The following is a 24,952-nucleotide window of genomic DNA, read 5'->3' as shown; positions in this document are numbered from 1 at the left end:
CCTCGTGAGCCAGCCGATCCTGATGACCGTCGACGACGATCCCGCCGTGTCCCGCTCGGTCGCCCGCGACCTGCGGCGCCGGTACGGGAAGGACTACCGCGTCATCCGTGCCGACTCCGGCATGGACGCGCTCGAAGCGCTGCGCGAGATCAAGCTGCGCGGCGACGCCGTCGCGGCCATCCTCGCCGACTACCGGATGCCGCAGATGGACGGCATCGCCTTCCTCGAGAAGGCGATGGACCTGTTCCCGCACGCCCGCCGCGCCCTGCTGACCGCCTACGCCGACACCGACGCCGCGATCCAGGCGATCAACGTCGTCGACGTCGACCACTACCTGCTCAAGCCGTGGGACCCGCCGGAGGAGAAGCTCTACCCGGTGATCGACGCGCTGGTCGAGACCTGGAAGGCGGTCGGCGACCGGCCGGTCGAGGAGGTCAAGCTCATCGGCCACCGGTACAACTCGCCGTCGTTCCAGATGCGCGACTTCCTCGCCCGCAACGCCGTGCCGTACCGCTGGTTCTCCGTCGACGACGACGAAGGCCGCCGGATCCTGCAGGCCGCCGACGCCACCGAGCAGGACATCCCGGTGGTCGTCACCCCGGACGGCACCGTCCTCAAGAACCCCAGCGGCGGCGAGATCGCGGACGCGGTCGGCCTGTCGACCCGCCCGGCGCAGGAGTTCTACGACCTCGTCGTGATCGGCGGCGGACCGGCCGGCCTCGGCGCGGCTGTCTACGGCGCGTCCGAGGGCCTGCGCACGGTGCTCGTCGAGAAGAAGGCCACCGGCGGCCAGGCCGGCACCAGCTCCCGCATCGAGAACTACCTCGGCTTCCCCGACGGCGTCTCCGGCGCGCAGCTGACCGACCGCGCGCGGCGCCAGGCGCAGAAGTTCGGCGCCGAGGTGCTGACCGCGCGCGACGTCGTGGGCCTCGAAGCGCGCGGCTCGTCCCGGGTCGTCACCTTCGGCGACGGCAGCGAGATCGCCGCGCACTCGGTGATCCTGGCCAGCGGCGTCACCTACCGCGCGCTGGACGCCGAGGGCATCGAGGAGCTCACCGGCCGCGGCGTCTACTACGGCTCGGCCGCGACCGAGGCGCCCGAGTGCAAGGGCGAGCACGTCTACATCGTCGGCGGCGCCAACTCCGCCGGCCAGGCCGCGGTGTTCTTCTCCCGGCACGCCAGCGACGTCACGATCCTCGTCCGCGGCGAGTCGCTCGAGTCGTCGATGTCGCACTACCTGATCGAGCAGATCGCCGGGATCGAGAACATCCACGTCCGTACGCACACCACGGTCAAGCAGGCCCACGGCGACGAGCACCTCGAGCGGCTCACGCTGTGCGAGAACGGCGTCACCGAGACGGTCGACAGCGGCCACCTGTTCATCTTCATCGGTGCCGCCCCGCGCACCGACTGGCTCGGCGAGGGTATCCACCGCGACGAGCACGGCTTCGTGTGCACGGGTCCGGACCTGACGGCGAACGCGCAGCGGCCGGCCGGCTGGCCGCTCGACCGTGATCCGTACTACCTCGAGTCGTCGATCCCCGGCGTGTTCGTGGCCGGTGACGTGCGGTCCCAGTCGGTCAAGCGGGTGGCGTCCGCGGTCGGCGAGGGCGCGATGGCCGTGACGCTGGTACACCGGTACCTGGAGGAACAATGAGCGCACTGCCGCGGGAAGAGCTTCGCGGGCTCTTCCTTTTCGAACACCTTTCCGAGGCGCAGCTCGACTGGGTCGCCGACAACGCCGTGCTCGAGGAGTACGAGGGCGACTCGACGATCATCAGCGAGGGCGGCGAGGCGACCTGCTTCTACGTCCTGCTCGGCGGCGCCATCCGGATGACGCGCCTGGTCAGCGGCACCGAGGTGGAGACCAACCGGTCCGACCAGCGCGGCGCCTACTTCGGCGCGACGCAGTTCTTCGTGCACCAGGACGACGACCACCGCTACGGCGCGACCGTGCGGGCGCTGTCCGACGTGACGCTGCTCGCGCTGCCGTCGAAGGAGTTCTCCGTCGAGTTCCGCAGGTGGTTCCCGATGGCGACGCACCTGCTGGAGGGCATGTACCTGGGGTGGCGCAACAGCGACACCGTGATCGGGTCGCGGCGCCGGCTGCTCGCCCTCGGTGAGCTCTCGGCCGGCCTGACCCACGAGCTTAACAACCCGGCTGCGGCCGCCGTCCGGGCGACGTCCGCCCTGCGCGAACGCGTCGCCGGCATGCGCCACAAGCTCGCCTTCCTGGCCAAGAAGGACATCGAGCCCGAGCTGCTCTACCAGCTCATCGACGTCCAGGAACGCCTGGTCAAGCAGGTCGCGCAGGCCGAGAAGCTGACCGCGATGCAGCAGGCCGACCGCGAAGACGAGATCGGCGACTGGTTCGACGACCGCGGCATCGACGGCGGCTGGGACCTCGCCGACATCTACGTCCGCGCCGGCCTGACCACGGTCGACCTGGACAACGTCCTCGAGCAGGTGGGCGACACCTTCATCGACGGCGCCGTCCGCTGGCTCGCCTACGCGCTCGAGACCGAGATGCTGATGGGCGAGATCGAGGACTCCACCACGCGCATCTCCGCGCTGGTCGGCAAGGCCAAGCAGTACTCGCAGATGGACCGGGCGCCGCACCAGTGGGTCGACGTCCACGACGGCCTCGACTCCACGCTCGTGATGCTGTCCGGCAAGATCGGCGGCGGGATCCGCGTCGTCAAGGAGTACGACCGCAGCCTGCCCAAGATCCCGGCGTACCCGGCCGAGCTGAACCAGGTCTGGACGAACATCATCGACAACGCCCTGGGCGCGATGAAGGGCGACGGCACGCTGACGTTGCGCACCTGGCGCGTCGACGACCAGATCCGCGTCGAGATCGGCGACACCGGCCCCGGCATCCCGGCGGACATCAAGCCGCGGATCTTCGAGCCGTTCTTCACGACGAAGCCGGTCGGCGAGGGCACCGGGCTCGGCCTGGACATCTCGTGGAAGATCGTCGTCGAACGCCACCAGGGCGACCTGCGCGTCGAGTCCGAGCCCGGGAACACCCGGTTCGAGGTCTGCCTGCCGACGGTCGAGCAGGCCTCGCTCTGATGGCATCCGTCCCGACGGTCACGACCGAACTCGGGGCGCTGGTGGGGCTGGCGGGTGACGGCGTCCGCGTCTGGCGCGGGATCCCGTACGCCCGGCCGCCGGTCGGTGAGCTGCGGTGGAAGGCACCGCAGCCGCCGTCGCTGTCCGGCGGTGTGCACGTCGCGACGGAGTATGGGCCGCACGCGATGCAGTCGCCGGACCCGATGAACCCGGCCGCCGTGTGCGACGAGGACTGCCTGTACCTCAACGTCTGCGCGCCCGAGGGGCCCGCGCCCGCCGGCGGGTGGCCGGTGCTGTTCTGGCTGCACGGCGGCGGCTACCGCGTCGGGCACGGCGAGCAGCTGGGCGACGGCGAAGAGTTCGCGCGCGCCGGGATCGTCGTCGTCACGATCAACTACCGGCTCGGCTCGCTCGGCTTCCTGCACCTCGCCGGGATCTTCGGCGAGTCCGAAGCGGACGCCGGGGTGTGCGGGTTCCTCGACCAGGTCGAGGCCCTGAAGTGGGTGCGGCGCAACATTTCCGCGTTCGGCGGCGACCCGGCGCGGATCACCGTCTACGGCGTCTCGGCGGGCGCGAAGAGCGTCGGGAACCTGATGGGCAGCCCGCTGGGCACGGGGTTGTTCGCGCAGGCGATCAGCAGTTCCGGCGGCGCGGACCACGTGGCGACGCCTGAAGCCGGGACCGCGCTGGCCCGGCGGCTGCTGGACGAAGTCGGCTGCCACGACGTGGCCGCGCTCAGGGCGTTGCCCGCCAAGGAGTTCGTCGAGGCGCAGGAGCGGATCCTGGCCGGACTGCAGGCGTTGTGGCTGTGGCGCCCGACGCTGCACCCGCGCGTGCTGCCGGAGGTGCCGATCGAGCCGATCCGCCGGGGGAGCGCGGCCGGGATCCCGTTGCTGGTCGGCTGCAACAGCAACGAGGGCAGCACGTACGCGCTGATGCTCGGCGACGACGTCGCGACGGCGCCGGCTTCCGGTGTGCTCGAAGGCATCCTCGGCCGCGAAGGCACTTCGCACCTTCTCGAGACGTACCTTCGCCGCGTCCCCGACCTGAAGTCCGCGAAGATCGCCGCGATGGGCGACGAGCGCTACGGCATCCCGACGCAGCGCCTGGCCGACGCGCAGTCCGCGCACGCGCCCGTCCACCGCTACCGCATCGACATCGCCGCGCCCGGCGTCCCCGAACAGCTCGACGGCGGCCACGGCACCGAGACGACGATGGCGTGGAAGACACCGCTGCCGTTGTTCGCGGAAGCGACGCAGGTGAACCCGAAGCGCGAGCGGGCGGCGCTGCTCATCCACCGCGCCTGGGTGCGGTTCATCCGCGACGGCGTCGCGGACGCCGACGGTCCCGAATGGCCGCCCTACGGCCCCGAACTCCGGCCGGTGCTGGTTTTCCGGGAAGACACCGATCTGGTGCTCGATCCACGCTTCGACGAGCGGAAAGCCTGGGGCGACACGGAATGGGCGTCCGGGACCTGGTTCCCGGTGACCTGAGACCGTTCCTTCACCCGCCGTTCACTTCGAACCGGCTCGCTCCCGCGTCCAATGAGCGAAAGCCCGTCGAGGGGAGTGGCTGAGTGAAACGCCGGGTGTCGATCGGACTGGCCGTGGTGCTGCTGCTGGCCGTCGTGGGGGTGATCATCTGGGGCCGCGGTGACGACAGCGCCGCGGGCTCCACGACCACGGTGCGCGGGGTGATCGGTTCGGAGAAGCAGGCCTTCTTCACCGACCAGCGCGTCGTCGACGCCTTCGCCCGCCACGGCCTGAAGGTCGAGGTCGACACGGCCGGGTCGCGGCAGATCGCGACGACCGTCGACCTCGGGAAGTACGCGTTCGCGTTCCCCTCGTCGTCGCCCGCGGCGCAGAAGATCCAGCGCGACCGCAAGGTGACCACGGTGTACACGCCGTTCCAGTCGCCGATGGCCGTCGCCTCCTTCGAGCCGATCGTTTCCTTGCTGCGGGCCAACGGGGTCGTGCACAAGGGCGCCGGCGACTACGACGTCCTCGACATCGCGAAGTACCTCGACCTGGCGAAGGCCGGCACGCGCTGGGACCAGCTGCCCGGCAACACCGCCTACCCGGCGCGCAAGAACGTCCTGGTCACGACGACCGACCCGCGCGAGTCGAACTCCGCGGCGATGTACCTGTCGATCGTTTCCTTCGTGGCCAACGGGAACGCCGTCGTGAGCACGCCGGAGCAAGAGGCGAAGGTGCTGCCGACGGTGGCGAAGCTGTTCCTCGACCAGGGGTACACGCAGAACAGCACCGAAGGGCCGTTCGAGGACTACCTCTCGGCCGGCATGGGCAACACGCCGCTGGCGCTGATCTACGAGTCGCAGTTCGTCGGCCGCGTGGTGAGCGGCGACGGCTCGATCCGGCCCGACATGCGGATGCTCTACACCGCGCCGACGGTCTACTCGAAGCACACGCTGGTGCCGTTGACCGGCGACGGCGACAAGGTCGGGCAGCTCCTCGCGACCGATCCCGAGCTGGGCAAGCTCGCCGCGACCTTCGGGTTCCGCACCACGAACCCGCAGCTGTTCGCCGAGGTCGCCGCGCCGGCGCATGCGCCCGCCGATCTGGTGGACGCCGTCGAACCGCCGTCGTTCGAAACGCTCGAGCGGCTGCTCGACGCCGTCGGCAAGCAGTACTGACATGGACTTCTCGCTCACCCCGCCCGAGCCGGTCGCGGCGATCCCCGCGGAGCGTGCGGCCGGACTGATCACGCTCAGCGAGGACACGCGGTCGGAAGTCACCGTTCGCGCTTCGGAGTTCGCGTCCCGGCTCGAAGCCCTCGACGTCCGTTCGCCGGAGTTCACCGACCTCCTCGACGAGCTGCTGACCGTCGGCGAGGCCGACATGCGCGCGGCGGCCGGCGTCGCGGGAACGATGCTCGACCGGTCGTTGCGCAGCGCGGCGTCGCCGCAGGACGGCGTCACGACGAGCCTCGCGAGCCTGCGCCGGACCGTCGCCGAGCTCGACCCGGCGAAGCTGCCGCTGACCGGCCGGAAGCTGCTGGGGGTGTTCCCGGCCGCGGCCGGCGCGAAGCGGGCGCTGGACCGCTACCGCGCGGCGAACGAGCCGGTCAACGCCCTGGTCGTCGACCTGCGCGGCCGCCAGGACGTCCTGCGCCGCGACAACGCCGCGATCAAGGGCGAGCGCGAGCGGCTGTGGAAGGTGATGGGGAAGCTCGCCGAAGCGGCCGCCCTCGCCGAGGCCGTCGACAGCGCGATCGAAGCGCAAGCCGGTGTCTTCGACCTGACGGATCCGGGGCGCGCCAACGCGTTGCGCGCGGACGTGCTGTACCCGATCCGGCAACGGCACCAGGACCTGCTGACGCAGCTGGCGGTCAGCGCGCAGGGCTACCTAGCGCTGGACCTGGTGCGCAAGAACAACGACGAGCTGATCCGCGGCGTCGAACGGGCGGTGTCGACGACGGTGTCCGCGCTGCGGGTCGCGTTGCTGGTCAGCGGGGCCCTGGCGAGCCAGCGGGACGTCCTCGACGAGGTCGCGGCGCTGCAGGCGACCACCGACGGGCTGATCCGCGCCAACACCGAACTGCTGGACCTGCAGTCCGCGGAGATCCGCAAGGCGAGCAGCGACCCGGCCGTCGCGACCGGGACGATCCGCGCGTCGTTCGACCGGATCTACGCCTCGATCGACGCGATCGACGGGTTCCGCGCCGACGCTGTCGCCGCGATGGCCGTGACCGTCGAGTCGCTGTCCGGCGAGATCCGCCGCGCCGAAGACCACTTGCGGCGTTCGCACGAGGGGGAAGCATGAGGAAGGTCTGGGCGCTCGCCTTGAGCGTTTTGTTGCTGGCGGGGTGTTCCGACTCGTCGTCCGCGCCGCTGGGCGAGCCCGAGCCGGGGACGTTGCGGGTCCTCGCGGGCAGCGAGCTGGCGGACATGCAGCCGGTGCTCGACGCGGCCGCGCAGGCCACCGGCGTCAAGGTGAAGTTCACCTTCACCGGTACGTTGGAAGGTGCCGAGGCGCTGGCGAACGGCAGCGTCGACGGCAAGTACGACGCCGTGTGGTTCTCCTCGAACCGTTATCTCGCAGGCATTCCCGAGGCGGCGAAGCGGCTCGGGAACCAGGTCAAGATCATGAGCTCGCCGGTGGTGCTCGGGCTGGCGTCGTCGGTGGTGCAGCGGCTGGGCTGGGCGGGCAAGCCGGTCAGCTGGGGCGAGATCGCCGCACAGGCCGGGAAGAAGGCGTTCAGCTACGGGATGACGGACCCGTCGGCGTCGAACTCCGGGTTCTCGGCGCTGGTCGGCGTCGCTTCGGCGCTGGCCGGCGCGGGTAACGCCATCGACGCCCAGCAGATCGCTTCGGTGACTCCGCAGCTGACGCAGTTCTTCAGCGCCCAGGCGCTTTCGGCCGGCTCGTCGGGCTGGCTGTCGGACGCGTACACGCGGCGCGCGACCGGCCAGGACCCGGGGCAGAAGGTCGACGGGCTGATCAACTACGAGTCCGTGCTGCTCTCGGCGAACGCGTCCGGGAAGCTGCCCGAGCCGTTGACGCTGGTCTACCCGAGCGACGGCGTCGTCACGGCGGACTACCCGCTGTCCCTGCTGGCTTCCGTCGGTGACGACGCGCGGTCGGCGCACCAGCGGCTTTCGGACTACCTGCGCACGCCCGACGTCCAGAAGCGGATCATGGACACGACGCAACGGCGCCCGGTCGTGCCGGGGGTCGCGCTGGGGCCCCAGTTCACCGCGCGCGACCTCGTCGAGCTGCCGTTCCCGGCGACGCAGCAGGCCGTGGACGCGCTGCTCCAGGCGTACTTCGACAAGATCCGGCGGCCGTCGCGGACGCTGTACTTGCTGGACACGTCCGGGTCGATGAAGGGCGACCGGATCGATTCGCTGCGGAGCGCGCTCGTCGGGCTGACGGGCGCGGACACGTCGTTGACCGGCCGGTACCGGCGGTTCCGCAGCCGGGAGGAGGTGACGATGCTGCCGTTCAACACGGTTCCTTCGCGGGCTTCGACGTTCACCGTGCCGGAGCAGAATCCCGCGGCCGAGCTGGCGCGCATCAAGGCGTTCGCCGAGGGGTTGACGGCCAACGGCGGGACGGCGATCTACGACAGCCTTTCCGAGGCCTACCGGGTGCTGGAACCCTTGGTGTCGCGCGATCCGGACCGGTTCACCTCGATCGTCCTGATGACCGACGGCGAGAACGCGAACGGCTCGTCACTGTCCGATTTCCAGGCGTCGTTCGGGTCGCTGCCGCCGGCGATGAAGCAGGTGCCGGTGTTCACCGTGCTGTTCGGGGAAGGCAGCGGCGACGAGCTGGCCCAGGTCGCCGGGGCCGCCGGCGGGAAGGTGTTCGACGCGCGCAAGGTCCAGCTGTCCGACGTGTTCCAGGAGATCCGCGGGTACCAATGATGCTGCGCTATCTGGGGTCGACGAAGAACCTGCTCGGCTGCGTCGGTGGCCTGGCCGGCGTCGTGCTGTACCTGACCGGGGTGGTCGGGTGGTTCTGGCCGTTCGTCGTCGTGGCGTTGTACTTGGCGGGGGCTTTGCTGGCGCCGTCGGAGAAGGTGCGGTTGGTTCCGGACACTTCGGCCGAGCTGCGTTCTTCGTTGGAAACCTTGCTTTCGCGGGTCTCTTCGCAGGCGCCGCGGATGCCTGTGTCTACTGTGGACACGGTGGGTCGGATCGCGGCGATCTTGCGGGACCTGCTGTCGGATCCCGCGCGGCTGGCCGCTGATCCCGATCTCCAGCACGCTGTCGTTCGTCTTGTGCGGACGGATTTGCCGCTGTCACTGGAGACTTACCTGAATCTGCCGTGGTGGTTCGCTTCCCGGCGAGCCGGTGCGGGCGAGGAACTGGTGGCCCAGCTGGGTTTGCTCGAGGCGGAGGCGCACCGGGTGGCCGAGCGGTTCTACGCCTCCGAAGTCGACCGGCAGGCCGATCACACGCGGTATCTGCGCGACCGGGACGTGTGAGTTTCCGGCCCTACCCTTGTGAGTGATGACGTTCGAACGCGCGTTCGAGTAGCTTCGAGTTCATGGACGCGAACCGAGTTTCGGCAAGGTCAGGGTCACCGCTGCGGTGGTCAACCAGCTCAGCAGATCGGCGAGAGGAATGCGGGAAAGCCGTTCCGGCCACTCTTCCGCGACGGCGTGCAGCACGAGTTCGTCGTGCCGGGGTTCCACCCTGGTCAGCTTTGTGCCGGGTGGGAGTTCCGGCAGGGGAAGCACGATGGGGTGAAAGCGCTTCGGTGGGCGGAGCTGTCGCTGTCCGATGTGGAGAGTTCTCGGTACGAGCACGACGGCGTCGTCTTCCACCTGGGCTTCCAGCGTCAGGTGGCCCCAGTGGGGCTTCTTGGCCCAGTGGATCTGGAGCAGGCCGCTGTCCGCCGGGGCGGCCACGATCCCGGGCCGGACCTTCGCCACCCTTTCGCGGAGCACGTCCGCGGAGACGGCGATCCGCAGGTCCACGCGGGCCGGCTTGGCGGCGGGCGTGGGAAGTGAGCGGAGGCGGACGTCTTCGGCGAGCACGGTGACCCGGCGCAGCGGAATGCTGCCCCCTTCGGGTTCGGGCCAGTCGACGTCTTCGGCGACGATGCGCACGTCGCCGACGCGTCCGGTGGCCAGCCGCAGGCTGTCGGCGGGGTAGTCGAGCTCGGCGAGGGTCAGGCCGACTTCGCGATCCCCGACCTTGGCGGTCAGCCGCCGCCCGACGAGCTGCTCGGTGACGGTCCGCACCAGCGCGGCGGGGGTGACGGGAACGTTCGGGAGCAGCGAACGCCCAGCGGCGGCCAGCCCGGCCAGCTCAGGCCAGGGCGACCAGCCATCGAACCACCTGCCGTCAGTCATCAGTCCAGTGTCGCTGACGGCGGGGAAGGGCGCCGAGGGCAGGTAACGCAAAAGGAGGTTTCTCACCCGGCGGTTATCCGCGGGGCAGGTGCGGTCCACGGCGGGCCGAGGGGGGCGCGGCCGTTCTTCCACAAGCGCGGCTCGCCCTCACGCGGCGCCCGGTGTTCCATGGCGGGCGGCCGGAGCGGGTGTCCCTGCGCGGCCCGTGGTGTCACAGCGGCGACCCCTTTGCGGCATGTGTGCCCGTACGGCGGCAGCTGCTCCCGGTTGCGGCCGGGAAGCGGGTGTGTCCGCACCAGCCGTTGTGCCACGCCAGCCGCGCGGTATCTCGCACCCGCGTCCCGCCTTCTGTGCCGCGTCAGGACAAGGTCAGCCGAGTCGCGTCAGGACATGGCCGACCGGCAGGTGGCAGATCGTGAGCCACCTGCCGCCACCGGAGGGGCAGTGACGGCAGGTGGCAGCTCGAAGGGCGACGTCGCTCGCCGGTCACCGGCCCGCGAAGCGGGCGATGATGCCGGTGACGACCAGCCAGAACACCGCGGCCAAGCCGAAGTCGAGGATGACCTGCAGGCTGCCGTTGTCCACGTTGAACAGCCCCGGCCAGAACAACGCGAGAGGGACAGCCAACGACTTGATGAAGATGAAGAAGGCGTTGCCGGCATTGGCACCGGCGAGCACCATGATCATGTAGAGAACTTCGATCCCCGCGAAGATCGCGCCGATCGCCGTGATGACCCGCACGGCCGTGTTCCGTCTGGTGGTGGTTCGCCAAGGAGACATGTCCGGAAAATTCCCGGAACGGGTGACCGATCAAACGCTCAATCCCCAAGATTGCGCCGTTCGGCCGCTCCCCGTCGCTCTCCGCCGCTCCATTCGGACGCTCCGTGAGCCCTCAGCGAGTCCCAGCGCGGCCCAGCAACCCAGTCTCGCCTCGCGAAGTGCGCGTCTGGTCGCCGGCGGTGTGCGCAGTGCGTCGCCGAGTTGGACTGGCTCGGCGTCCGTCACCGCGTCCGTGTGTCGCCCGGCAACGGCGCGGTGGCGCGGTCTTGCATCGTGAGGCGCGCGTCTGGTCGCCGGCGGTGTGCGCGGTGCGTCGCCGAGTTCGAGCGGGCCGGCGTCCGTCACAGCGTCCGGGCGTCACCGAGCAACCGCGCGATGGCCCAGTCCTGCACCGCGAGGCCCACCGACTTGAACACCGTCCGCCCACCCACCGCCGGCGGCCTACGCAACGCATCTCCGAGCTCGACCAACGAAGACCGCGCCACCAACCCGCTGTCCACCGCGTGGATCACCTCACCGGCCTCCTCGAGCACCGCCTCGACCTGATCCACCACCACGCACTCCGCACCCCCGAGCAACTCGGCCGGAAGCTCCCGCATGGAAGGCAGGTACGACCCGATCGCATTGACGTGAACCCGCGGCGGCAAGTCGTCCACATCGAACAAGGGAGTCGACGATGACGTAGCACAGCAAACGATCTCCGCGTCGGAGACGGCGTCCGCGGCCGACGAGGCCACTCGCGTCGTCACGGCCGGGAACTCGGCGCTCATCCGCTCCGCGAAGGCGTACGCGCGCGGCTGCGAGCGGCCGAACACCGCCAGCCGGCTCAGGGGGCGGACCGCGGCCACCGCGCGTACCTGGTCGGCGGCCTGTGCGCCCGTGCCCAGGAGTGCCAGACGGCCGGCGGACGGCGGGGCCAGCAGGTCCGTCGCCACACCCGACGCCGCGCCCGTGCGGAGCGTTGTCACCTCGATCGCGTCCGCGACCACCTGGCCCGCGGCCGTGTTCCACACGAGCGTTCCGAGGATCATCGGGGTTCGGCCGGCGACCAGGCTGAGCGTCTTCACCACCGTCGTCGACGTCGGTGTGTGGCACGCGCTCATCACCAGCGTCGTGCCGTCGCCGAAGGACAACCGTTGCGGTACCACGAAATGGCCGGCGGCGAGGTCGAGGAAGGCCTCGCGCACCGCGTCGATCGCTGCGGTCATCGGCACGGCGGCCCGGACGGCGTCGGCATCGAGCATGTGCGGACCCTTCGACATCGGCGACCCGGCTAGCCTGACGGGGTGTCCGATGCCGCGCAAGATCCGCCCGTGGAAGAACAGCGGTTCGTCCGCGACGACTGGTACGGAGAGGAGATCACCGGACGGCACTACGTGCGCTGCGAATTCCTCGAGGTCGACCTCTCGGAGGCGCAGACGCGGAACGCGGTCTTCACCGACTGCGTGTTCGGGAACGTACGGTTCAACGCGTCCCGGCACACGGACTCCGCCTTCACCGGCTGCGCCTTCAAGCGGTGCAACTTCTTCGACGCCGAGTTCACCGGGTGCAAGCTCGTCGGCGCGACGTTCAGCGAATGCGAGCTGCGGCCGCTGCGGGTCACCGGCGGCGACTGGTCGTTCGCCGGGCTGGCGGGGGCCGACCTGCGGTCGGTCGCCTTCCACGGGGTGCGGATGCGCGAGACCGACCTCACCGGGGCGAACTGCGGCGACGCCGTGTTCGCCGACGTCGACCTCTCGGGCGCGATGCTGCACGCCGTCAAGCTGCCGCGCGCGGAGCTGCGGGGCAGCGACCTCTCGGCGCTCGACCCGGTGAACGCCGAGCTGGCCGGGGCGATCGTGTCACCCGAACAGGCTGCGGTGCTCGTCACGTCGCTCGGGCTGCGCGTCCGGGCGTAGGCTCGGGCCGACCGCGAAGGGAGGGCCGCATGGGCGTCGTAACCCCGGGGTTCCATGGCCGGGCTCGCAGCGGCAACCCGCGCCTGCCACCCGGGCAGTACCTCGCCGAGGACTTCCCCGTGCTGTCGGCCGGGCCGACTCCGCGCGTGCGCACCGAGACGTGGGAATTCACCGTCACCACCGAGACCGGCGAGAAGCACGCCTGGAACTGGGCCGAACTGATGGCGCTCCCCAGCGAGAAGCCCACGGTCGACATCCACTGCGTCACCCAGTGGTCCAAACTGGACACCCGCTGGCGCGGCGTCGCGGTGGACACGCTCGTCGGCGGGCTCGACACGGCCGCCGACTACGTCATGGTGCACTCCTACGGTGGCTACACGACGAACCTGCCGCTGGCCGACCTGCTCGACGGCCAGGCCTGGATCGTCTACGAGTACGGCGGCCAGCCGCTGACCCCCGAGCACGGCGGCCCGGCGCGGCTGCTGGTGCCGCACCTGTACTTCTGGAAGTCCGCGAAGTGGGTGCGCGGCCTGGAGCTGAAGACCCGGGACGAGCCCGGCTTCTGGGAGAACGTCGGCTACCACGACTACGGGGATCCATGGCGCGAACAGCGGTATCAGGGCGACTAGCCTGGCGGGTCGCCCGCCTGGCCGAAATCCGCGACGAGACGCCGACGGCCCGCACGCTCGTCTTCGACCTGCCCGGCTGGCCGGGTCACCTGGCGGGGCAGCACGTCGACGTCCGGCTGACCGCCGCCGACGGCTACCGCGCGCAGCGCAGCTACTCGCTCGCCGCGCCCGCCGATGGTGACCGGGTCGAGCTGACGGTCCAGCGCGTCGCCGACGGCGAGGTGTCCGAGCACCTGACCGGGCCGTACGCGGTCGGCGACCCCGTCGAGATCCGCGGCCCCGTCGGCGGCTGGTTCGTCTGGCGGCCGACGGACCCCGAGCCGGTCCTGCTCGTCGCGGGCGGGTCGGGCATCGTGCCGCTGATGGCGATGGTCCGGGCGCGCCGGGCGGCCGGTGTGCGGACGCCGTTCAAGCTGATCTACTCACTGCGCACCCCGGCCGAGCAGTACTACGCCGACGAGCTGCGCACGCCGGTGGCGGGCCTGGACATCACCTACGTCTACACGCGGGAGTTGCCCGAGGGCCGCCCCGGCATCCCGCGGCGCATCGACGTCGCCACGCTCAACACGGCGGGCTGGCCCGCGGAATTCGGCGCGGCGTGCTTCGTCTGCGGCCCGACGGGCTTCGTCGAGACGGTCGCGGACATCTTGGTCGCCCTCGGCCACGACCCGCACCGCATCCGCACCGAGCGGTTCGGCCCCAGCCGTGACTAGCGGGCCACCCATCTGATGAATAGGTGACAAGACGCCCCGCTGAGCGGGAACTTGTCGACATCGGCCGTCAGAGATCCTATGTTTCGTCTCATGCTGACGAAGTGGGGCTCAATGCGGTGCCGCACCGTGGTGACCGTTCTCCTGGGGGCGGGCGCGCTGCTCGCCGCGACCGGCCCGGCCGCCGCCGCGGATCCGGACTCCGCCGATCTCGATGTCTACGTCTCGCCTGCCGGCTCCGACCACGCTCCGGGCACCGCGCAGCGGCCCGTGCGGACCGTCGGCAAGGCACGCGACCTCGTGCGCCAACGCGCGCCGCACCTGACGCGCGACCTCAACGTGCACCTCGCTCCCGGCGTCTTCCGGCTGACGGAGCCGCTGCGCCTGGACGCCCGGGACTCGGGCGGCAACGGCCACCGCGTCATCTGGCAGGGCAGCGGCGACACCGAGCTGAACGGCGGCGTGCGCGTCACCGGGTGGCGGCCGGTCCCGGGCCGTCCCGGGCTGTTCGCCGCGGCCGCGCCCGCGGGGCTCGACAACAGCCGGCAGCTCTACGTCGACGGCGTCCGCGAACAACGCGCCCGCGGCCCGCTGCCGGTGACCGTGAAGGCCACCGCCACCGGCTACACCGCGAGCGCCGACACCCTCGCGCACTGGCGCAACCCGAAGGACATCGAGTTCGTCTACACCGCCGGCGAGGCGCTCTGGAACATCCAGCGCGACGGCCTCGGCCAGTGGACCGAGCCGCGTTGCCCGCTCGCCGCGGCGGACGGCACGACCATCACCATGGCCCAGCCCTGCTGGGACAACTCGACCAAACGCGTGCTCTTCCCGGACATCCCCGGCCGCAGCGTCAACATGGTCGGCCCGGCCGACCTCACCAACGGCCGGCACCCGACCTACGCGGAAAACGCCTTCGAGCTGCTCGACACCCCGGGCGAGTGGTACCTCGACCGGTCCGCCCACGTCGTCTACTACCTGCCGAAGCCGGGTCAGGACCTGCGCCGCGCCGACGTCGAGGTGCCGGTGCTGGAAAAGCTCGTCGACGCGCGGGGAATCCACGACGTCGCGTTCCGCGGGCTGCGCTACTCCTACGCGACGTGGCTGACGCCGTCGTCGCCGGAAGGCTTCTCCGAAATCCAGGCGGGCTACACGATCACCGGCGCCGACGGCTGGGCCACCCAAGGGCTCTGCCAGTTCGTGCCCGGCGGCACCTGCCCGTACGCGTCGTGGACGCGCGAGCCCGCGAACGTCGCCGTGTCGCACGGGCAACGCGTCGAGTTCAGCGACAGCGTGTTCGCGCACCTCGGGGGCGCCGGGCTGGACCTCATCGACGGCACCAAGGAATCGCAGGTCCGCGGCGACGTCTTCACCGACATCTCGGGCAACGGCGTGCAGCTCGGCGGAGTCGACAAGCCGACCACGGACACCGACGCCGACGTCGTGCGCGACATCGCGGTGACCGACAACCACCTCTACGGCCTGCCGCGCGAATTCCACGGCGGCGTGCCGATCGTCAACGGCTACACCGTGCGGAACACCCTGTCCCACAACCAGATCGACCACGTCGGCTACTCGGCGATCTCCGTCGGGTGGGGTGGCTGGCCGGACAAGATCAAGCAGCCGGCGACGCCGAACCTGTCGCACGACAACGCCGTCTCCGACAACCTGATCTTCGACTACATGCTGATGCTCGACGACGGTGGCGGCGTCTACACCCAAGGCATCACGGGCACTTCCCTCGACGACGGCGAGAAGGTCACCGGCAACGTGATCCACGACCAATGGGGGCTGGGCAAGGGCGTCTACACCGACAACGGAAACACCTACGAGACGATCCGCGGCAACGTCCTGTACCGCACGGCGTACTTCAACGTCGGCACGGTGCACGTCGACTACCGCGACGGCCTCGGCAACAACGACCCGACGCTGACCGAGGGCAACTACTGGGAGCAGGGCGACGGCGACAAGGTCGACAAGGGCGCGATCACCCGCGGCAACACGATCCTCGGCAACCCGTCCGAGGCACCGCCGGCGATCGTGGCGAACGCGGGCCTGGAACCGGCGTACCGCGGCCTCCTCACCCGCCGGGTCGGCGGGCCGGCCCCGGCCGAAGCCCCGTCGCGAGTGGGCACGTTCGCGGCCGTGGGGAAGCTCTACGCCACCTGGAACCCGACCTTCGCGTTCAACAACGCCCCGGTGACGGACTACGTCGTCACCGCCACGGGCGGCGGCCGCACCTTCTCGGCAACGATCTCGGCGGCCGACTTCGCGAAGCGCGCATACGCGGAGGTGCCCGGCCTGACGGACGGGACGGCGTACACGGTCACGGTCGCGGCCCGCAACGCTTACGGCACAAGCGAACCCTCGCTCGCTGCGGCCCCGGTGACCCCGGGCCCGAAGGCGGGAACGTTACCGGGAGCCCCGACGAGCGCCCGGGCCTTGCCGAGCGCGACGGCGGCGTCGATCCGCTGGAACCCGCCGGCGGCCACGGGGGACACCCCGGTGCTGGGCTACGCGATCACGGTCTCCGACGGCCGCACGATCACTGTGGAGGGCCGCGACGCCCTGGTGACCCAGCCGACGATCAAGGGCATGACGAGGGTCGTGGACAACCTGAAGCCGGCGACGGCGTACACGTTCACGGTGGCCGCGGTGACGGCGACCGGAACCGGCCCCGCCGCCTCCTTCACCGCGACGACCGCGACCGCCTGACGGGAAGCTACGGGGCGTCGGGCCGGGAAAGCAGCTCTCGCAGGGTCGCGAGCAGCTCGCGCCGGTCCGATGCCCCCAGCTTGCCGCGGATGCGGGCCATGTGGTGCTCGACCGTCTTGCCCGAGATGAACAGCTTCGACCCGGCCTGCTTGTACGTCAGTCCTTCGACGACCAGCCGCGCCACTTCGAGCTCGCGCTCGCTCAGCGCCGCGAGCCCCGTCCCCGCCGCCGCGGGCTCGGTCGTCCCCGGCTCGCGGCGGGCCGCCGTGCCCTGGAACTGGCGGGCCGCCTCCAGCAGCTGGACCATCGCCTTGCGGTCGGACGTGCGGATCGCCGCCTGGCCCGCCAGGCGGGCCGCGTCCCAGCGCAGGCCCAGGTCGTGCATCTCCGCCGCCGCGGCCGCGATGCCGTCCGGGGCGAACTGGCCGCCCAGCACCGACAGCCAGCACTGGGCCGCCGTCGCCAGCGCGCTCGGGTAGCGGCCGCAGTGGGCGTGCGTCGTCAACGTCGCCAGGTGCGCCTTCGCCGCCTCCGCGTCCTCCAGCGTGATCGCGGCGTGGAGCTCGTGCCACACCAGCGAGACCGTCCACAGTGGAGGCTCACCGAGGCGGGCCAGCAGCGCGTGGGCGCGTTCGAGCTGGCCCGAGATCTTCGCGAAGGCTCCGGTGCGGGCGGCCGCGATCGCCAGCTCGCCCAGGGGCAGCAGGCCGAACAGGTCCGTCTGCTGCCGCATCGACGCCTGGTACGCGCGGTTCCACGACCGCTGCAGCCCGACGAGGTCGCTCGCGCGCCGCGCCAAGCCGAGCTCCAGCGTCGCGAAGAACAGCTCGTCGCGCGCTTCCAGGGTCCGGCCGGCCACGGCGTCGCGGTGCTCGGCCGCCGTCGCGAGGTCGCCCGCCGTCATCGCCACCCAGCCCAGCAGCAGCCGGTGGCGGACGGCCAGCAGGTCGCCGCCGATGCCGCCGTCGAGGGCTCGCGTCAGCACCGACTCCGCCAGCGCCAGCTCGCCCGTGTGCAGCGCAGCCAGCGCGGCCAGCGCCGCCGGGCTGTCCGGCAGCAGCGTGCCGCCCAGCGCCGGCTCCAGCATCGCCGCCGCGCCGAGCAGCGTCGACAACGTCTCCGTCGCGCAGCCGGCCACCGAATCGGCGATCCCGCGGGCCATCCGGGTGGCCGCGCCGGCGAACAACGTCGGGGCCACACCGGGGGCGGGGGAGTCGAGGAGCCGCTGGGCGCCGGCCAGGTCGCCGGTGCCGACGAGCGCGATCGCCGCGAACGCGTCGGCCCCGGCCCAGGCGCCCGCGCCGTCGGGGGAGGTGCGGGACGCCCAGTGGTACAGCTCCGCGCTGCGGGCCAGCTCGCCGCGGTGCGCCAGCACGGTCGCCGCGATCGCCGCGCCGGCCGCGCGGGTGCCGGCGTCCGGGTCGCCGAGCATGCCGTCGCCGAGGCGCAATGCCGTGTCGAGATCGCCCGACAACGCCGTCGCGCGCGCCCAGCCTGTCGTGACGGCGGACGAGCGGTCGCCCGCTTCGGCGGCCGCTTCGAACAACCGCGTCGCCAGCCGGGCGTCCGCGGGCAGGGCTTCGGCGGCCGCGGCGGCGAACGCGGCCGCGGCGGACGCGCCCGCGCTGCCCGTGCCGAGCAGCGACCGCGCCAGGTCGAGCACCGGCAGGCCGTTCGCCAGCTGCAGCTCGACCAGCCGCTGCACGGTCGTCAGGCGGCGCGCGGGCGGCCCGAAGTCGCGGACGGCGGCCGCGGCCAGCGGCGGCAGCGTGTCGTCCGGGCCGAGCAGCCCGGTCGCGCGGGCGGCGTCGACGATCGCGGGCAGCCGGTCGGGCTCGCGGTCCAGCAGCGCGCACAGCAGGTCGAGGTTGCGCCCCGCCCCGGCTTCGGCCGCGATCAGGTAGCGCAGGACGTCGTCGTCGAGCTCGTCCAGCTCCGGCCGGAAGTCCTCGAGCCGGCCGAGCAGCTCCCGCTCGGCCAGCCTCGGCACGCCGCCGCTGCGCGCGTGCAGCTCGGCCGCCGCGGCGGGGTCGGCGGCCGCACCGGTCACGGCCGTCATCAGCCGCGCGACGTCCTCGACGCCGAGCGGGCCGAGCTGCAGCAGCGTCCAGCCGGCCGCGACCGCGGCCGGCCGGTGCGCGACGACGATCGGCCCGTCGGCGCCGGTGAGCAGCTCCTCGAGCTGGTCGGGGGCCAGCCGGTCGGCGTCGTCGACGAGCAGGGCTTCGACGCCGGCTTCGCGGTAGCAGCGGTCGAGCGCGGCGAGCAGCACGCTCTTGCCGTAGCCGCCGGGCGCGACGACGGCGAGCCGCAGCGGCGTGGCCGGGGCGGCCGCGACCTGGTCGAGCAGCTGCCGGGCGGCCGGGTGCACGGGGACGAGCGGGGGGACCTGCGTGAGCAGAGTGTTCAACAGTGACCTTCACCGGAGGGGGCGCCGGGGCGGGCGCAGTGGCTCGGGGCGGGGGACGGGTCGGGGCCGGCGGTGGCTTCGCGGGCGGTGAGGGTGATGACGACGGCTGAGAGCGCCGCTGCGAGGACGAGGACCGCGGCGGCGAGGGGGCGCCGCCGCCGGAACAGGTTCAGCGGGGTGGCGCGCTCGGGCAGTTCGAACGGCGTGATGTCGACCGGCGGCCGGGGTGGCCGCTCGCCGAGGTCACCGAGCGTGTCCACCTGGGGGAGCAGGGTGGTCTCGACGGCTGGGGGTTCGTGCGGGGCACCCCGGTGGTCCGCGCGCAGCGCCGCGAGGGCGGCCGCGCCGAGCGCGGTGGCCGCCGGCGGAACCGGTCCCGCGAACACCGGGCACGGCGGCCGGGCGGGCAGCGCGTGCGGCGGGACGTCGCCACAGAACACCACGCCGGCCAGCCCCTTGGGGGACGTCGAAGCCGCACCGGCGAGGGCGAACAGCGTGCTGAGCGCCGCGGCCGGGGCCACGCCTTCGGCGCTGGACGCGGGCTGCCACCCGCTCGCGCCGGTGGCCGCGGCCAGCGTGACGTTCACGCCGTCCGCGCCGAACTCGCACACCCCGGCGAACTGCGCGCCGGGCCCGGGGAGGGGCAGGTGCGCGCCGAGCGCGGCGATCGAGCCGGGGACCAGCGTGACCGCGGTGAACCCGGCGTCGGCCAGGGCGCGGCGCAGCACGTCACGGCGGTAGCCGCCCCAGTCGCCGGGGTGGGTCAGCACCAGGTGCCGCGGGGGTCCGCCGAACAGGTTCGCGGCGTGCTCGGCGATGCCTTCGACGAGCACGGTGGTCAGCGTTTCGGGCGGGAACGGCTCGCCTTCGACGAGCATCGGCACGTCGTCGCCGATCCGCCGGTGGAAGCCGGTGAGCAGCCGGGACGGGACCCGGGCGCCCGCCTGCGCGGCCGCGTCGCCGGTGAGCAGGTACCCCTCGTCGTCCAGGAACAGCGCGGACGCGGCGGCGGGGGTCCGTTCACCCAGCCAGAGGGGTTCGGGCTCACCCCAGCCGGGGCCTTGACGTCGGCAGGTCGCAGCGTGGGTCCGCCCCTGTGCCACATCGATCCCGAGGACGTAGGGCAACGGCGCTTCCTCCTCACCTCGCGGGGGCCGATCGGGGGTGCGGAATCCCCCTAGGGCTCCGGGCATCCTCACCCAAACGGGTTAGTCAAGCAAGTGGTTGGAGGGATTAAACCCAACTGAGTGCGTCTCGGATGAGCCCCTAACTCCCTAACGATGACATATCGATCCCCTATCGGCTGACTGGCCCGCGACTCGGAGTGATCCCCGATGTGCGTGGGGGGACCGGCTCCCTAACTTGATGTCGGAGCACCGGTCCCTGCGGCCGATGCTGTCCCCCGAACCACCGGACCAGGAGAAATCCCCATGGACTCCGTGCAGACGTTGCACGACTTCGCTCTGAACCTGCTCAACGACCCGACCGCGCTCGCCGCCTTCGGGACGGACCCGCAGGGCGCCCTCGCCGCCGCTGGTCTCGGTGACGTCAGCGCCGCCGACGTGCACGAGGTCATCCCGCTGGTGCTCGACTTCGTGCCGGTCGACAGCCTCCCGGCCGTCGGTGGCCTCCCGGTCGTCGGCGACCTGGCCCCGGTCGGCACCGACGCCCCCGGCATCCAGGGCGCGATCGACCAGCTCACCGCCCTCACCGCGGGCCTCGGCCTGCCGGCCGCCCCGGAGCTGCCGGGTGTCGGCGACCTCGGCGTCGGCGAGCTTCCGGCCGTGGGCCAGCTGCCCGCCGTCGGCGCCCTCCCGGGCGTGAACAGCGTCACGAACGCCGCCAACGTGACCGCGCTCGCGGGCAACGTGACCGGCGCCGTCCTCGGTGGCGACCTGGCGAACGGCCTCGACTCGGCCGCGCTGACCAACCTCACCGCCGCGCCGGCGTACCTGACCGACGCCAACCAGATCGCGCCGCTGACCACGCTGGCCGAGCAGCCGGTCGTCGGGGCCGTCGGCACCGCGCACACGATCGGCACCGAGGTGCTGAGCACCGCGTCCGGCCCGGCCAACGAGGTCGCTTCGCACGCCGGTGACCTCACCGGCACCGTGGGCCACCTCACCGGCTCGGTGACCCACGTCGGTGACTTCACCGGCATCCTCAAGGGCACCAGCGACCTCGACGTGAAGCACGTCACCGGCGAGGTCAGCCACGCGGTGCACGGTGTCACCGACGTCACCGGCGTCGTGAGCAACGCCACCGGCATCAACGTCGACCACAACGCCGTCGGCGGGGTCGGCGAGCTCGCCAGCGGCAACGCCTCCGCGGTCCACGACGTGGTCTCCGACGTGGCGGACGTCAGCCACAACGCGCTGGGCAACCTGCACATCGGTGACGTGGGGTCGCACAACGACATCCACATCGGGCACTGATCCCCGAACCGGTCACCGGTGCCCGTCCCGCGGTCTGGGTGCAGCCGCGGGACGGGCACCCGGTGTGCGCACGGGGAGTAAACCGGGGACACTCTTCCGCTGTGACCGCACCGGCTTGGCTCGAAGTGCTCAACGAGACGCTGGACGCGTGCCGCACGCACGGCCGCGCAGATCTCGCCGAGCGCCTTCGCAGACGTCGAGACGCCCCCGAGGGGCAGATCCGCCTCGGCGTGCTCGGCTTCCCCAAACAGGGCAAGGGATACCTGCTCAACGCGGTGCTGAACGCGCCCGTGTGCGCCGTCGGCGACGCCGCGACCCCGGAAGTCCCCACCGAAATCGGCTACGCCCCCGAACCCGCCGCCACCCTGGTCAGCCGCTCCCGCGAACGGACTCCCGTCGCGGTCGAACGGCTCAGCGGTGAGCTCGGCGCCCGGCCGGCCGGCACGCTCAGCCGCGTCGAGGTCGGCGTGCCGCGGGAGCTGCTTTCCGCTGGGCTCGTCCTGGTGGACACCCCGTCGGTCGGCGACCCGCGGTCGCCGCGCACCGCCGCCGCGCTCGACCTGCTCGCCGAAGCGGACGCCGTGATCCTCGTCTCCGACGCGACCGCGCCGCTCAGCGCGGCCGAGCTCGCGCTCGCCCGGCACGTGCGCACCTGGTGCCCGCACGTCGTGCTGGCGCTCACCAAGATCGACGCCTCGCCCGGGTGGCGGGCGGTCGCCGAACGCAACCGGGGGATGCTGGCCGAGGCCGGCGTCGACGCGGCGGTCCTGCCGGTTTCGGCCGTCGTGCGCCAAGCCGCCGCGAAGGCGGGTGACGCCGAGCTCAACGCGCGTTCGGGCTTCCCCGAGCTGCTCACGTGGATCGCCGAACAGGCCGCGCGGCCGCCGGAGCAGTCCCGCGCGCTGCTCGCCGCCGTCGGGGTCCGCGCCGCCGCGGCGGAGCTCGTCGAGTCGCTGCGCGACCGCATCGAGGCCGCCGGGCAGGACGCCGGGCTCGGCCAGGCCGCGCTGTTGCAGCGCGCGCAACGCCGGGCCGACGACCTGCGGCGGCAGAACACCCGGTGGCAGAACCTGCTTTCCGACGAGATCACCGACCTCATGGGTGACGTCGAGTACGACCTGCGCGAACGCACGCGCAAGATCGTCAACACCATCGACCAGACCTTCGACGAGGGCGACCCGGCGAAGGTGTGGGACGAGTTCGCGCCGTGGCTGGACAACGCGCTGGCCGAGGCGATCGAGACGAACTACGCGTGGCTGACCGAGCGGGCGCAGTGGATCGCGCAGGCGGTCGCGGCGTGCTTCGGCGCGCAGTACGACCACGCGCTGCCCGACCTGCCGCTCGACGGCTCGGGCGTGGAAAGCCTCGACGACGTCCGGCGCCCGAAGATCGAGAAGTTCAAGATCGGCCAGCAGGCCTTCACCGGCCTGCGCGGCTCGTACGGTGGCGTGCTGATGTTCGGCCTCGTGACGAGCCTGCCGTGGCTGGGCCTGCCGCTGATCAACCCGGTCTCGATCAGCGCCGGCGCGGCGTTCGCGGTGAAGACGATCCGCGACGAGGGCGGGATGCGGCTGCAGCGGCGCCAAGCCGTCGCCAAGCAGGCCGCGCAACGGCACGTCGACGACGTCTTCCTGCGGTTCAGCAAGGAAAGCCGCGACGCGATCCGCGTCGTGCAGCGGCGGCTGCGCGACCACTTCACCGGCCTGGCCGAGGACCTCGCGGACGAGCTGACGCGCGAACGCGAGACGATCATGGCCGGTTCGGCCGAGCGCGAACGCAAGACCGGGCACATCCGCCGGGAGATCGACCGCCTGGCCGCGCTGCACCAGCGCGCGGGCGAGCTCGGCACGATCGCCGGGCGGACGCGGCGGGAGCTTTCGGCGTGACCCAGGACGTCCGCGACCTGCTGCACGCCGCGGCCGGGCTCTACCGCGAAGACCCGCGTGCTTCGGCGCTCCTGCGCGACTGCCTCGACCGGCTCGAGCAGCCGCTGCGCGTCGCGTTCACCGGGGCGCCGTCTTCGGGCAAGTCGACGCTCGCCGCCGCGCTCGGCGAATGGCCGACGCGGGCGCTGCGCGACCTCGTGCTGCTCGACGACCCCGGCCCGGCCGACGACTTCCCGGACGCGACCGTCCGGCTCGTGCGGCACCTCGAGCCGGACGAGCTCGCGGCGGCGCACCCGCCGGGCGGCTCGGCCTTCGCGCGGCAGACCGCGGTCAACTCGGTGCTGGTGCTGTCCCGCGCCGACGAGGTCGGCGCGGGCCGGATCGACGCGTTGCTGACCGCGAAGCAGCTCGCGCGTCGAGCGTGGCGCGAAGACCCGCTGTGCACGGGGTTCCTGGGCGTGATCGCCGTCGCGGGCCAGCTGGCCTACGGCGGGCGGTCCCTGCGCGACGACGAGTTCGACCTGCTCGCCGCGTTCGCCGCGGTGCCGCGCGAAGAGCTGGAACGGCACGTGCTCTCGGTGGACTCGTTCACCGACCCGGCGTTCCCCGGCCCGATCCCGGTCGAGACGCGGCGGTCGCTGGTGGTCCGGTTCGGCATGTTCGGCGTCCGGCTGGCGCTGACGCTGATCCGCACCGGCTGCGACGACCGCCTCAAGCTGTCGGCGGAGCTGGTCCGCCGCAGCGGTCTCGGCGAGCTGCGGGACACCCTCGCCGGGTGTTTCGTCGCGCGCGCCGAAGCGTTGAAGGCGCGCACGGCGGTCATCCGGCTGGAGGCGTTGCTGGCGGCCCAGCCCCGCCCGGGCGGCGACCGGCTGGTGTCCCGGGTGGAGCGCTTCGCGGCGGCCGCGCACGACTTCCGCGAGCTGCGCCTGATCGCGGACATCACCGGCGGCCGCACGGCGTTGTCCGGCGAGCCCGCGGAAGAGGCGATCCGCTTGCTGGGCGCGCAGGGCACGGCGCCGGCGGACCGGCTGGGCCTGGAGCCGGACGCGGACCCGGCCGACATCTACGACGCGGGCCTGGACGCGCTGCGGCGGTGGCGCCACGAGGCCGAACGCCCGGACCGACCGCATGCCGAGCGAACCGCGGCGCACGTCGTGGTGCGGTCGACCGAGGGGCTCTTGGCGTTGTTCGCTTAGAGGACCGCGGTGGCTTCGATCTCGACCAGGTGCTCGGGGACGTCGAGCGCGGCCACCCCGATCAGCGTGGCCGGCGGTTTCGCGGTGGTGCCCAGTTTCTCGGCCGCGCGCGCGATTCCGTCCAGCAGCTCCGGCATCTTGTCCGGCGTCCAGCCGACGACGTAGTACGTCAGCTTCGCGACGTCGTCGAACGAACCGCCGGCCGCGGCTAACGCCGTGGCGACGTTGAGCGAGCACTGCTCGACCTGCGCCGCGAGGTCGCTTCCGGCCGCCCAGTCGACCTGCCCGGCGACGAAGACGAGCTTCGTGCCCGACGCGATCGCCACCTGGTGGTACACGTCGATCTCGGGCAGCTCCGGCGGATTCACCAGGGTGACAGGCACTTTTCCT

General features: G+C 72.1%; 20 protein-coding genes. 14 read left to right on the top strand and 6 right to left on the bottom strand.

Annotated elements, in window-relative coordinates; all coding sequences use genetic code 11:
• The first annotated feature begins 4 nt into the window (after positions 1–4).
• From ACZ7OH_RS48195 to ACZ7OH_RS48165, 7 genes are all read left to right on the top strand, one after another.
• Positions 5–1,657, top strand: a complete 1,653-nt coding sequence (locus ACZ7OH_RS48195; RefSeq protein ID WP_470287093.1) for an FAD-dependent oxidoreductase — start codon at positions 5–7, stop codon at positions 1,655–1,657.
• The gene (locus ACZ7OH_RS48190; RefSeq protein WP_470287092.1) at positions 1,654–3,075 is read left to right on the top strand and encodes an ATP-binding protein; all 1,422 of its coding nucleotides are present in this window, start codon (positions 1,654–1,656) and stop codon (positions 3,073–3,075) included. Before ACZ7OH_RS48195 ends, ACZ7OH_RS48190 begins: the two co-directional genes overlap by 4 nt.
• A complete protein-coding gene (locus ACZ7OH_RS48185; RefSeq protein WP_470287091.1) occupies positions 3,075–4,568 on the top strand; it encodes a carboxylesterase/lipase family protein in 1,494 nt (497 codons plus the stop codon). The genes ACZ7OH_RS48190 and ACZ7OH_RS48185 overlap by 1 nt, the downstream gene beginning before the upstream one ends.
• Positions 4,569–4,651: 83 nt before the next feature.
• Positions 4,652–5,728 carry a hypothetical protein gene (locus ACZ7OH_RS48180; RefSeq protein WP_470287090.1) on the top strand — a complete coding sequence of 359 codons (1,077 nt, stop codon included), beginning with the start codon at positions 4,652–4,654 and terminating at the stop codon, positions 5,726–5,728.
• A 1-nt stretch (position 5,729) separates the two neighbouring features.
• Positions 5,730–6,857, top strand: coding sequence for a toxic anion resistance protein (locus tag ACZ7OH_RS48175; protein WP_470287089.1), 1,128 nt, complete (start codon positions 5,730–5,732; stop codon positions 6,855–6,857).
• Positions 6,854–8,464 carry a substrate-binding domain-containing protein gene (locus ACZ7OH_RS48170; RefSeq protein WP_470287088.1) on the top strand — a complete coding sequence of 537 codons (1,611 nt, stop codon included), beginning with the start codon at positions 6,854–6,856 and terminating at the stop codon, positions 8,462–8,464. The genes ACZ7OH_RS48175 and ACZ7OH_RS48170 overlap by 4 nt, the downstream gene beginning before the upstream one ends.
• Positions 8,461–9,027, top strand: a complete 567-nt coding sequence (locus ACZ7OH_RS48165; protein ID WP_470287087.1) for a hypothetical protein — start codon at positions 8,461–8,463, stop codon at positions 9,025–9,027. Before ACZ7OH_RS48170 ends, ACZ7OH_RS48165 begins: the two co-directional genes overlap by 4 nt.
• Before the next feature lie 60 nt (positions 9,028–9,087).
• On the opposite strand, the gene ACZ7OH_RS48160 is transcribed toward ACZ7OH_RS48165, so the two are convergent.
• The 3 genes from ACZ7OH_RS48160 to ACZ7OH_RS48150 form a co-directional block, all read right to left on the bottom strand.
• The gene (locus tag ACZ7OH_RS48160; protein WP_470287086.1) at positions 9,088–9,900 is read right to left on the bottom strand and encodes an LmeA family phospholipid-binding protein; all 813 of its coding nucleotides are present in this window, start codon (positions 9,898–9,900) and stop codon (positions 9,088–9,090) included.
• A gap of 486 nt (positions 9,901–10,386) precedes the next feature.
• Positions 10,387–10,641 (bottom strand): hypothetical protein, encoded by a 255-nt coding sequence (locus tag ACZ7OH_RS48155; RefSeq protein WP_086675346.1) that lies wholly within the window; start codon positions 10,639–10,641, stop codon positions 10,387–10,389.
• A 380-nt stretch (positions 10,642–11,021) separates the two neighbouring features.
• A complete protein-coding gene (locus ACZ7OH_RS48150) occupies positions 11,022–11,924 on the bottom strand; it encodes an ornithine cyclodeaminase family protein (protein WP_470287085.1) in 903 nt (300 codons plus the stop codon).
• A 42-nt stretch (positions 11,925–11,966) separates the two neighbouring features.
• Here ACZ7OH_RS48150 and ACZ7OH_RS48145 point away from each other — a divergent pair, with 42 nt between their 5' ends.
• From ACZ7OH_RS48145 to ACZ7OH_RS48130, 4 genes are all read left to right on the top strand, one after another.
• The gene (locus ACZ7OH_RS48145; protein ID WP_470287084.1) at positions 11,967–12,578 is read left to right on the top strand and encodes a pentapeptide repeat-containing protein; all 612 of its coding nucleotides are present in this window, start codon (positions 11,967–11,969) and stop codon (positions 12,576–12,578) included.
• Positions 12,579–12,607: 29 nt separating this feature from the next.
• A complete protein-coding gene (locus tag ACZ7OH_RS48140) occupies positions 12,608–13,207 on the top strand; it encodes a sulfite oxidase-like oxidoreductase (RefSeq protein ID WP_470287083.1) in 600 nt (199 codons plus the stop codon).
• The gene (locus ACZ7OH_RS48135) at positions 13,177–13,920 is read left to right on the top strand and encodes a ferredoxin reductase (RefSeq protein WP_400902679.1); all 744 of its coding nucleotides are present in this window, start codon (positions 13,177–13,179) and stop codon (positions 13,918–13,920) included. Before ACZ7OH_RS48140 ends, ACZ7OH_RS48135 begins: the two co-directional genes overlap by 31 nt.
• 90 nt (positions 13,921–14,010) lie before the next feature.
• A complete protein-coding gene (locus ACZ7OH_RS48130) occupies positions 14,011–16,632 on the top strand; it encodes a fibronectin type III domain-containing protein (protein WP_470287082.1) in 2,622 nt (873 codons plus the stop codon).
• Between the two features lie 7 nt (positions 16,633–16,639).
• On the opposite strand, the gene ACZ7OH_RS48125 is transcribed toward ACZ7OH_RS48130, so the two are convergent.
• Positions 16,640–19,042 (bottom strand): helix-turn-helix transcriptional regulator, encoded by a 2,403-nt coding sequence (locus ACZ7OH_RS48125; RefSeq protein WP_470287081.1) that lies wholly within the window; start codon positions 19,040–19,042, stop codon positions 16,640–16,642.
• On the bottom strand, positions 19,039–20,169 hold the full coding sequence (locus tag ACZ7OH_RS48120; protein ID WP_470287080.1) for an Hsp70 family protein: 1,131 nt from the start codon (positions 20,167–20,169) through the stop codon (positions 19,039–19,041). The genes ACZ7OH_RS48125 and ACZ7OH_RS48120 overlap by 4 nt, the downstream gene beginning before the upstream one ends.
• Positions 20,170–20,472: 303 nt before the next feature.
• Between ACZ7OH_RS48120 and ACZ7OH_RS48115 the strand changes: the two genes are divergently transcribed.
• The 3 genes from ACZ7OH_RS48115 to ACZ7OH_RS48105 all read left to right on the top strand — a co-directional run bounded on the left by ACZ7OH_RS48115 (position 20,473) and on the right by ACZ7OH_RS48105 (position 24,562).
• On the top strand, positions 20,473–21,477 hold the full coding sequence (locus tag ACZ7OH_RS48115; RefSeq protein WP_470287079.1) for an IniB N-terminal domain-containing protein: 1,005 nt from the start codon (positions 20,473–20,475) through the stop codon (positions 21,475–21,477).
• Between the two features lie 101 nt (positions 21,478–21,578).
• Complete coding sequence (locus ACZ7OH_RS48110; protein ID WP_470287078.1) at positions 21,579–23,363, top strand: P-loop NTPase family protein; 1,785 nt, start codon at positions 21,579–21,581, stop codon at positions 23,361–23,363.
• Complete coding sequence (locus ACZ7OH_RS48105; protein WP_470287077.1) at positions 23,360–24,562, top strand: GTPase; 1,203 nt, start codon at positions 23,360–23,362, stop codon at positions 24,560–24,562. The genes ACZ7OH_RS48110 and ACZ7OH_RS48105 overlap by 4 nt, the downstream gene beginning before the upstream one ends.
• Here ACZ7OH_RS48105 and ACZ7OH_RS48100 read toward each other — a convergent pair.
• A complete protein-coding gene (locus ACZ7OH_RS48100; protein WP_470287076.1) occupies positions 24,559–24,945 on the bottom strand; it encodes a RidA family protein in 387 nt (128 codons plus the stop codon). The genes ACZ7OH_RS48105 and ACZ7OH_RS48100 overlap by 4 nt on opposite strands.
• Positions 24,946–24,952: the final 7 nt, after the last annotated feature.

The organism is Amycolatopsis sp. NPDC114478 (genome assembly GCF_055633805.1).
This window is presented reverse-complemented; position numbering and strand designations above follow the sequence as displayed.

What these genes read in the sequence shown, in the direction of transcription:
- ACZ7OH_RS48190 (WP_470287092.1), top strand. Translation starts at nt 1,654, where the DNA reads ATGAGCGCACTGCCGCGGGAAGAGCTTCGCGGGCTCTTCCTTTTCGAA.
- ACZ7OH_RS48185 (WP_470287091.1), top strand. Translation starts at nt 3,075, where the DNA reads ATGGCATCCGTCCCGACGGTCACGACCGAACTCGGGGCGCTGGTGGGG.
- ACZ7OH_RS48175 (WP_470287089.1), top strand. Translation starts at nt 5,730, where the DNA reads ATGGACTTCTCGCTCACCCCGCCCGAGCCGGTCGCGGCGATCCCCGCG.
- ACZ7OH_RS48170 (WP_470287088.1), top strand. Translation starts at nt 6,854, where the DNA reads ATGAGGAAGGTCTGGGCGCTCGCCTTGAGCGTTTTGTTGCTGGCGGGG.
- ACZ7OH_RS48165 (WP_470287087.1), top strand. Translation starts at nt 8,461, where the DNA reads ATGATGCTGCGCTATCTGGGGTCGACGAAGAACCTGCTCGGCTGCGTC.
- ACZ7OH_RS48160 (WP_470287086.1), bottom strand. Translation starts at nt 9,900, where the DNA reads ATGACTGACGGCAGGTGGTTCGATGGCTGGTCGCCCTGGCCTGAGCTG.
- ACZ7OH_RS48150 (WP_470287085.1), bottom strand. Translation starts at nt 11,924, where the DNA reads ATGCTCGATGCCGACGCCGTCCGGGCCGCCGTGCCGATGACCGCAGCG.
- ACZ7OH_RS48140 (WP_470287083.1), top strand. Translation starts at nt 12,608, where the DNA reads ATGGGCGTCGTAACCCCGGGGTTCCATGGCCGGGCTCGCAGCGGCAAC.
- ACZ7OH_RS48135 (WP_400902679.1), top strand. Translation starts at nt 13,177, where the DNA reads ATGGCGCGAACAGCGGTATCAGGGCGACTAGCCTGGCGGGTCGCCCGC.
- ACZ7OH_RS48130 (WP_470287082.1), top strand. Translation starts at nt 14,011, where the DNA reads ATGCTGACGAAGTGGGGCTCAATGCGGTGCCGCACCGTGGTGACCGTT.
- ACZ7OH_RS48115 (WP_470287079.1), top strand. Translation starts at nt 20,473, where the DNA reads ATGGACTCCGTGCAGACGTTGCACGACTTCGCTCTGAACCTGCTCAAC.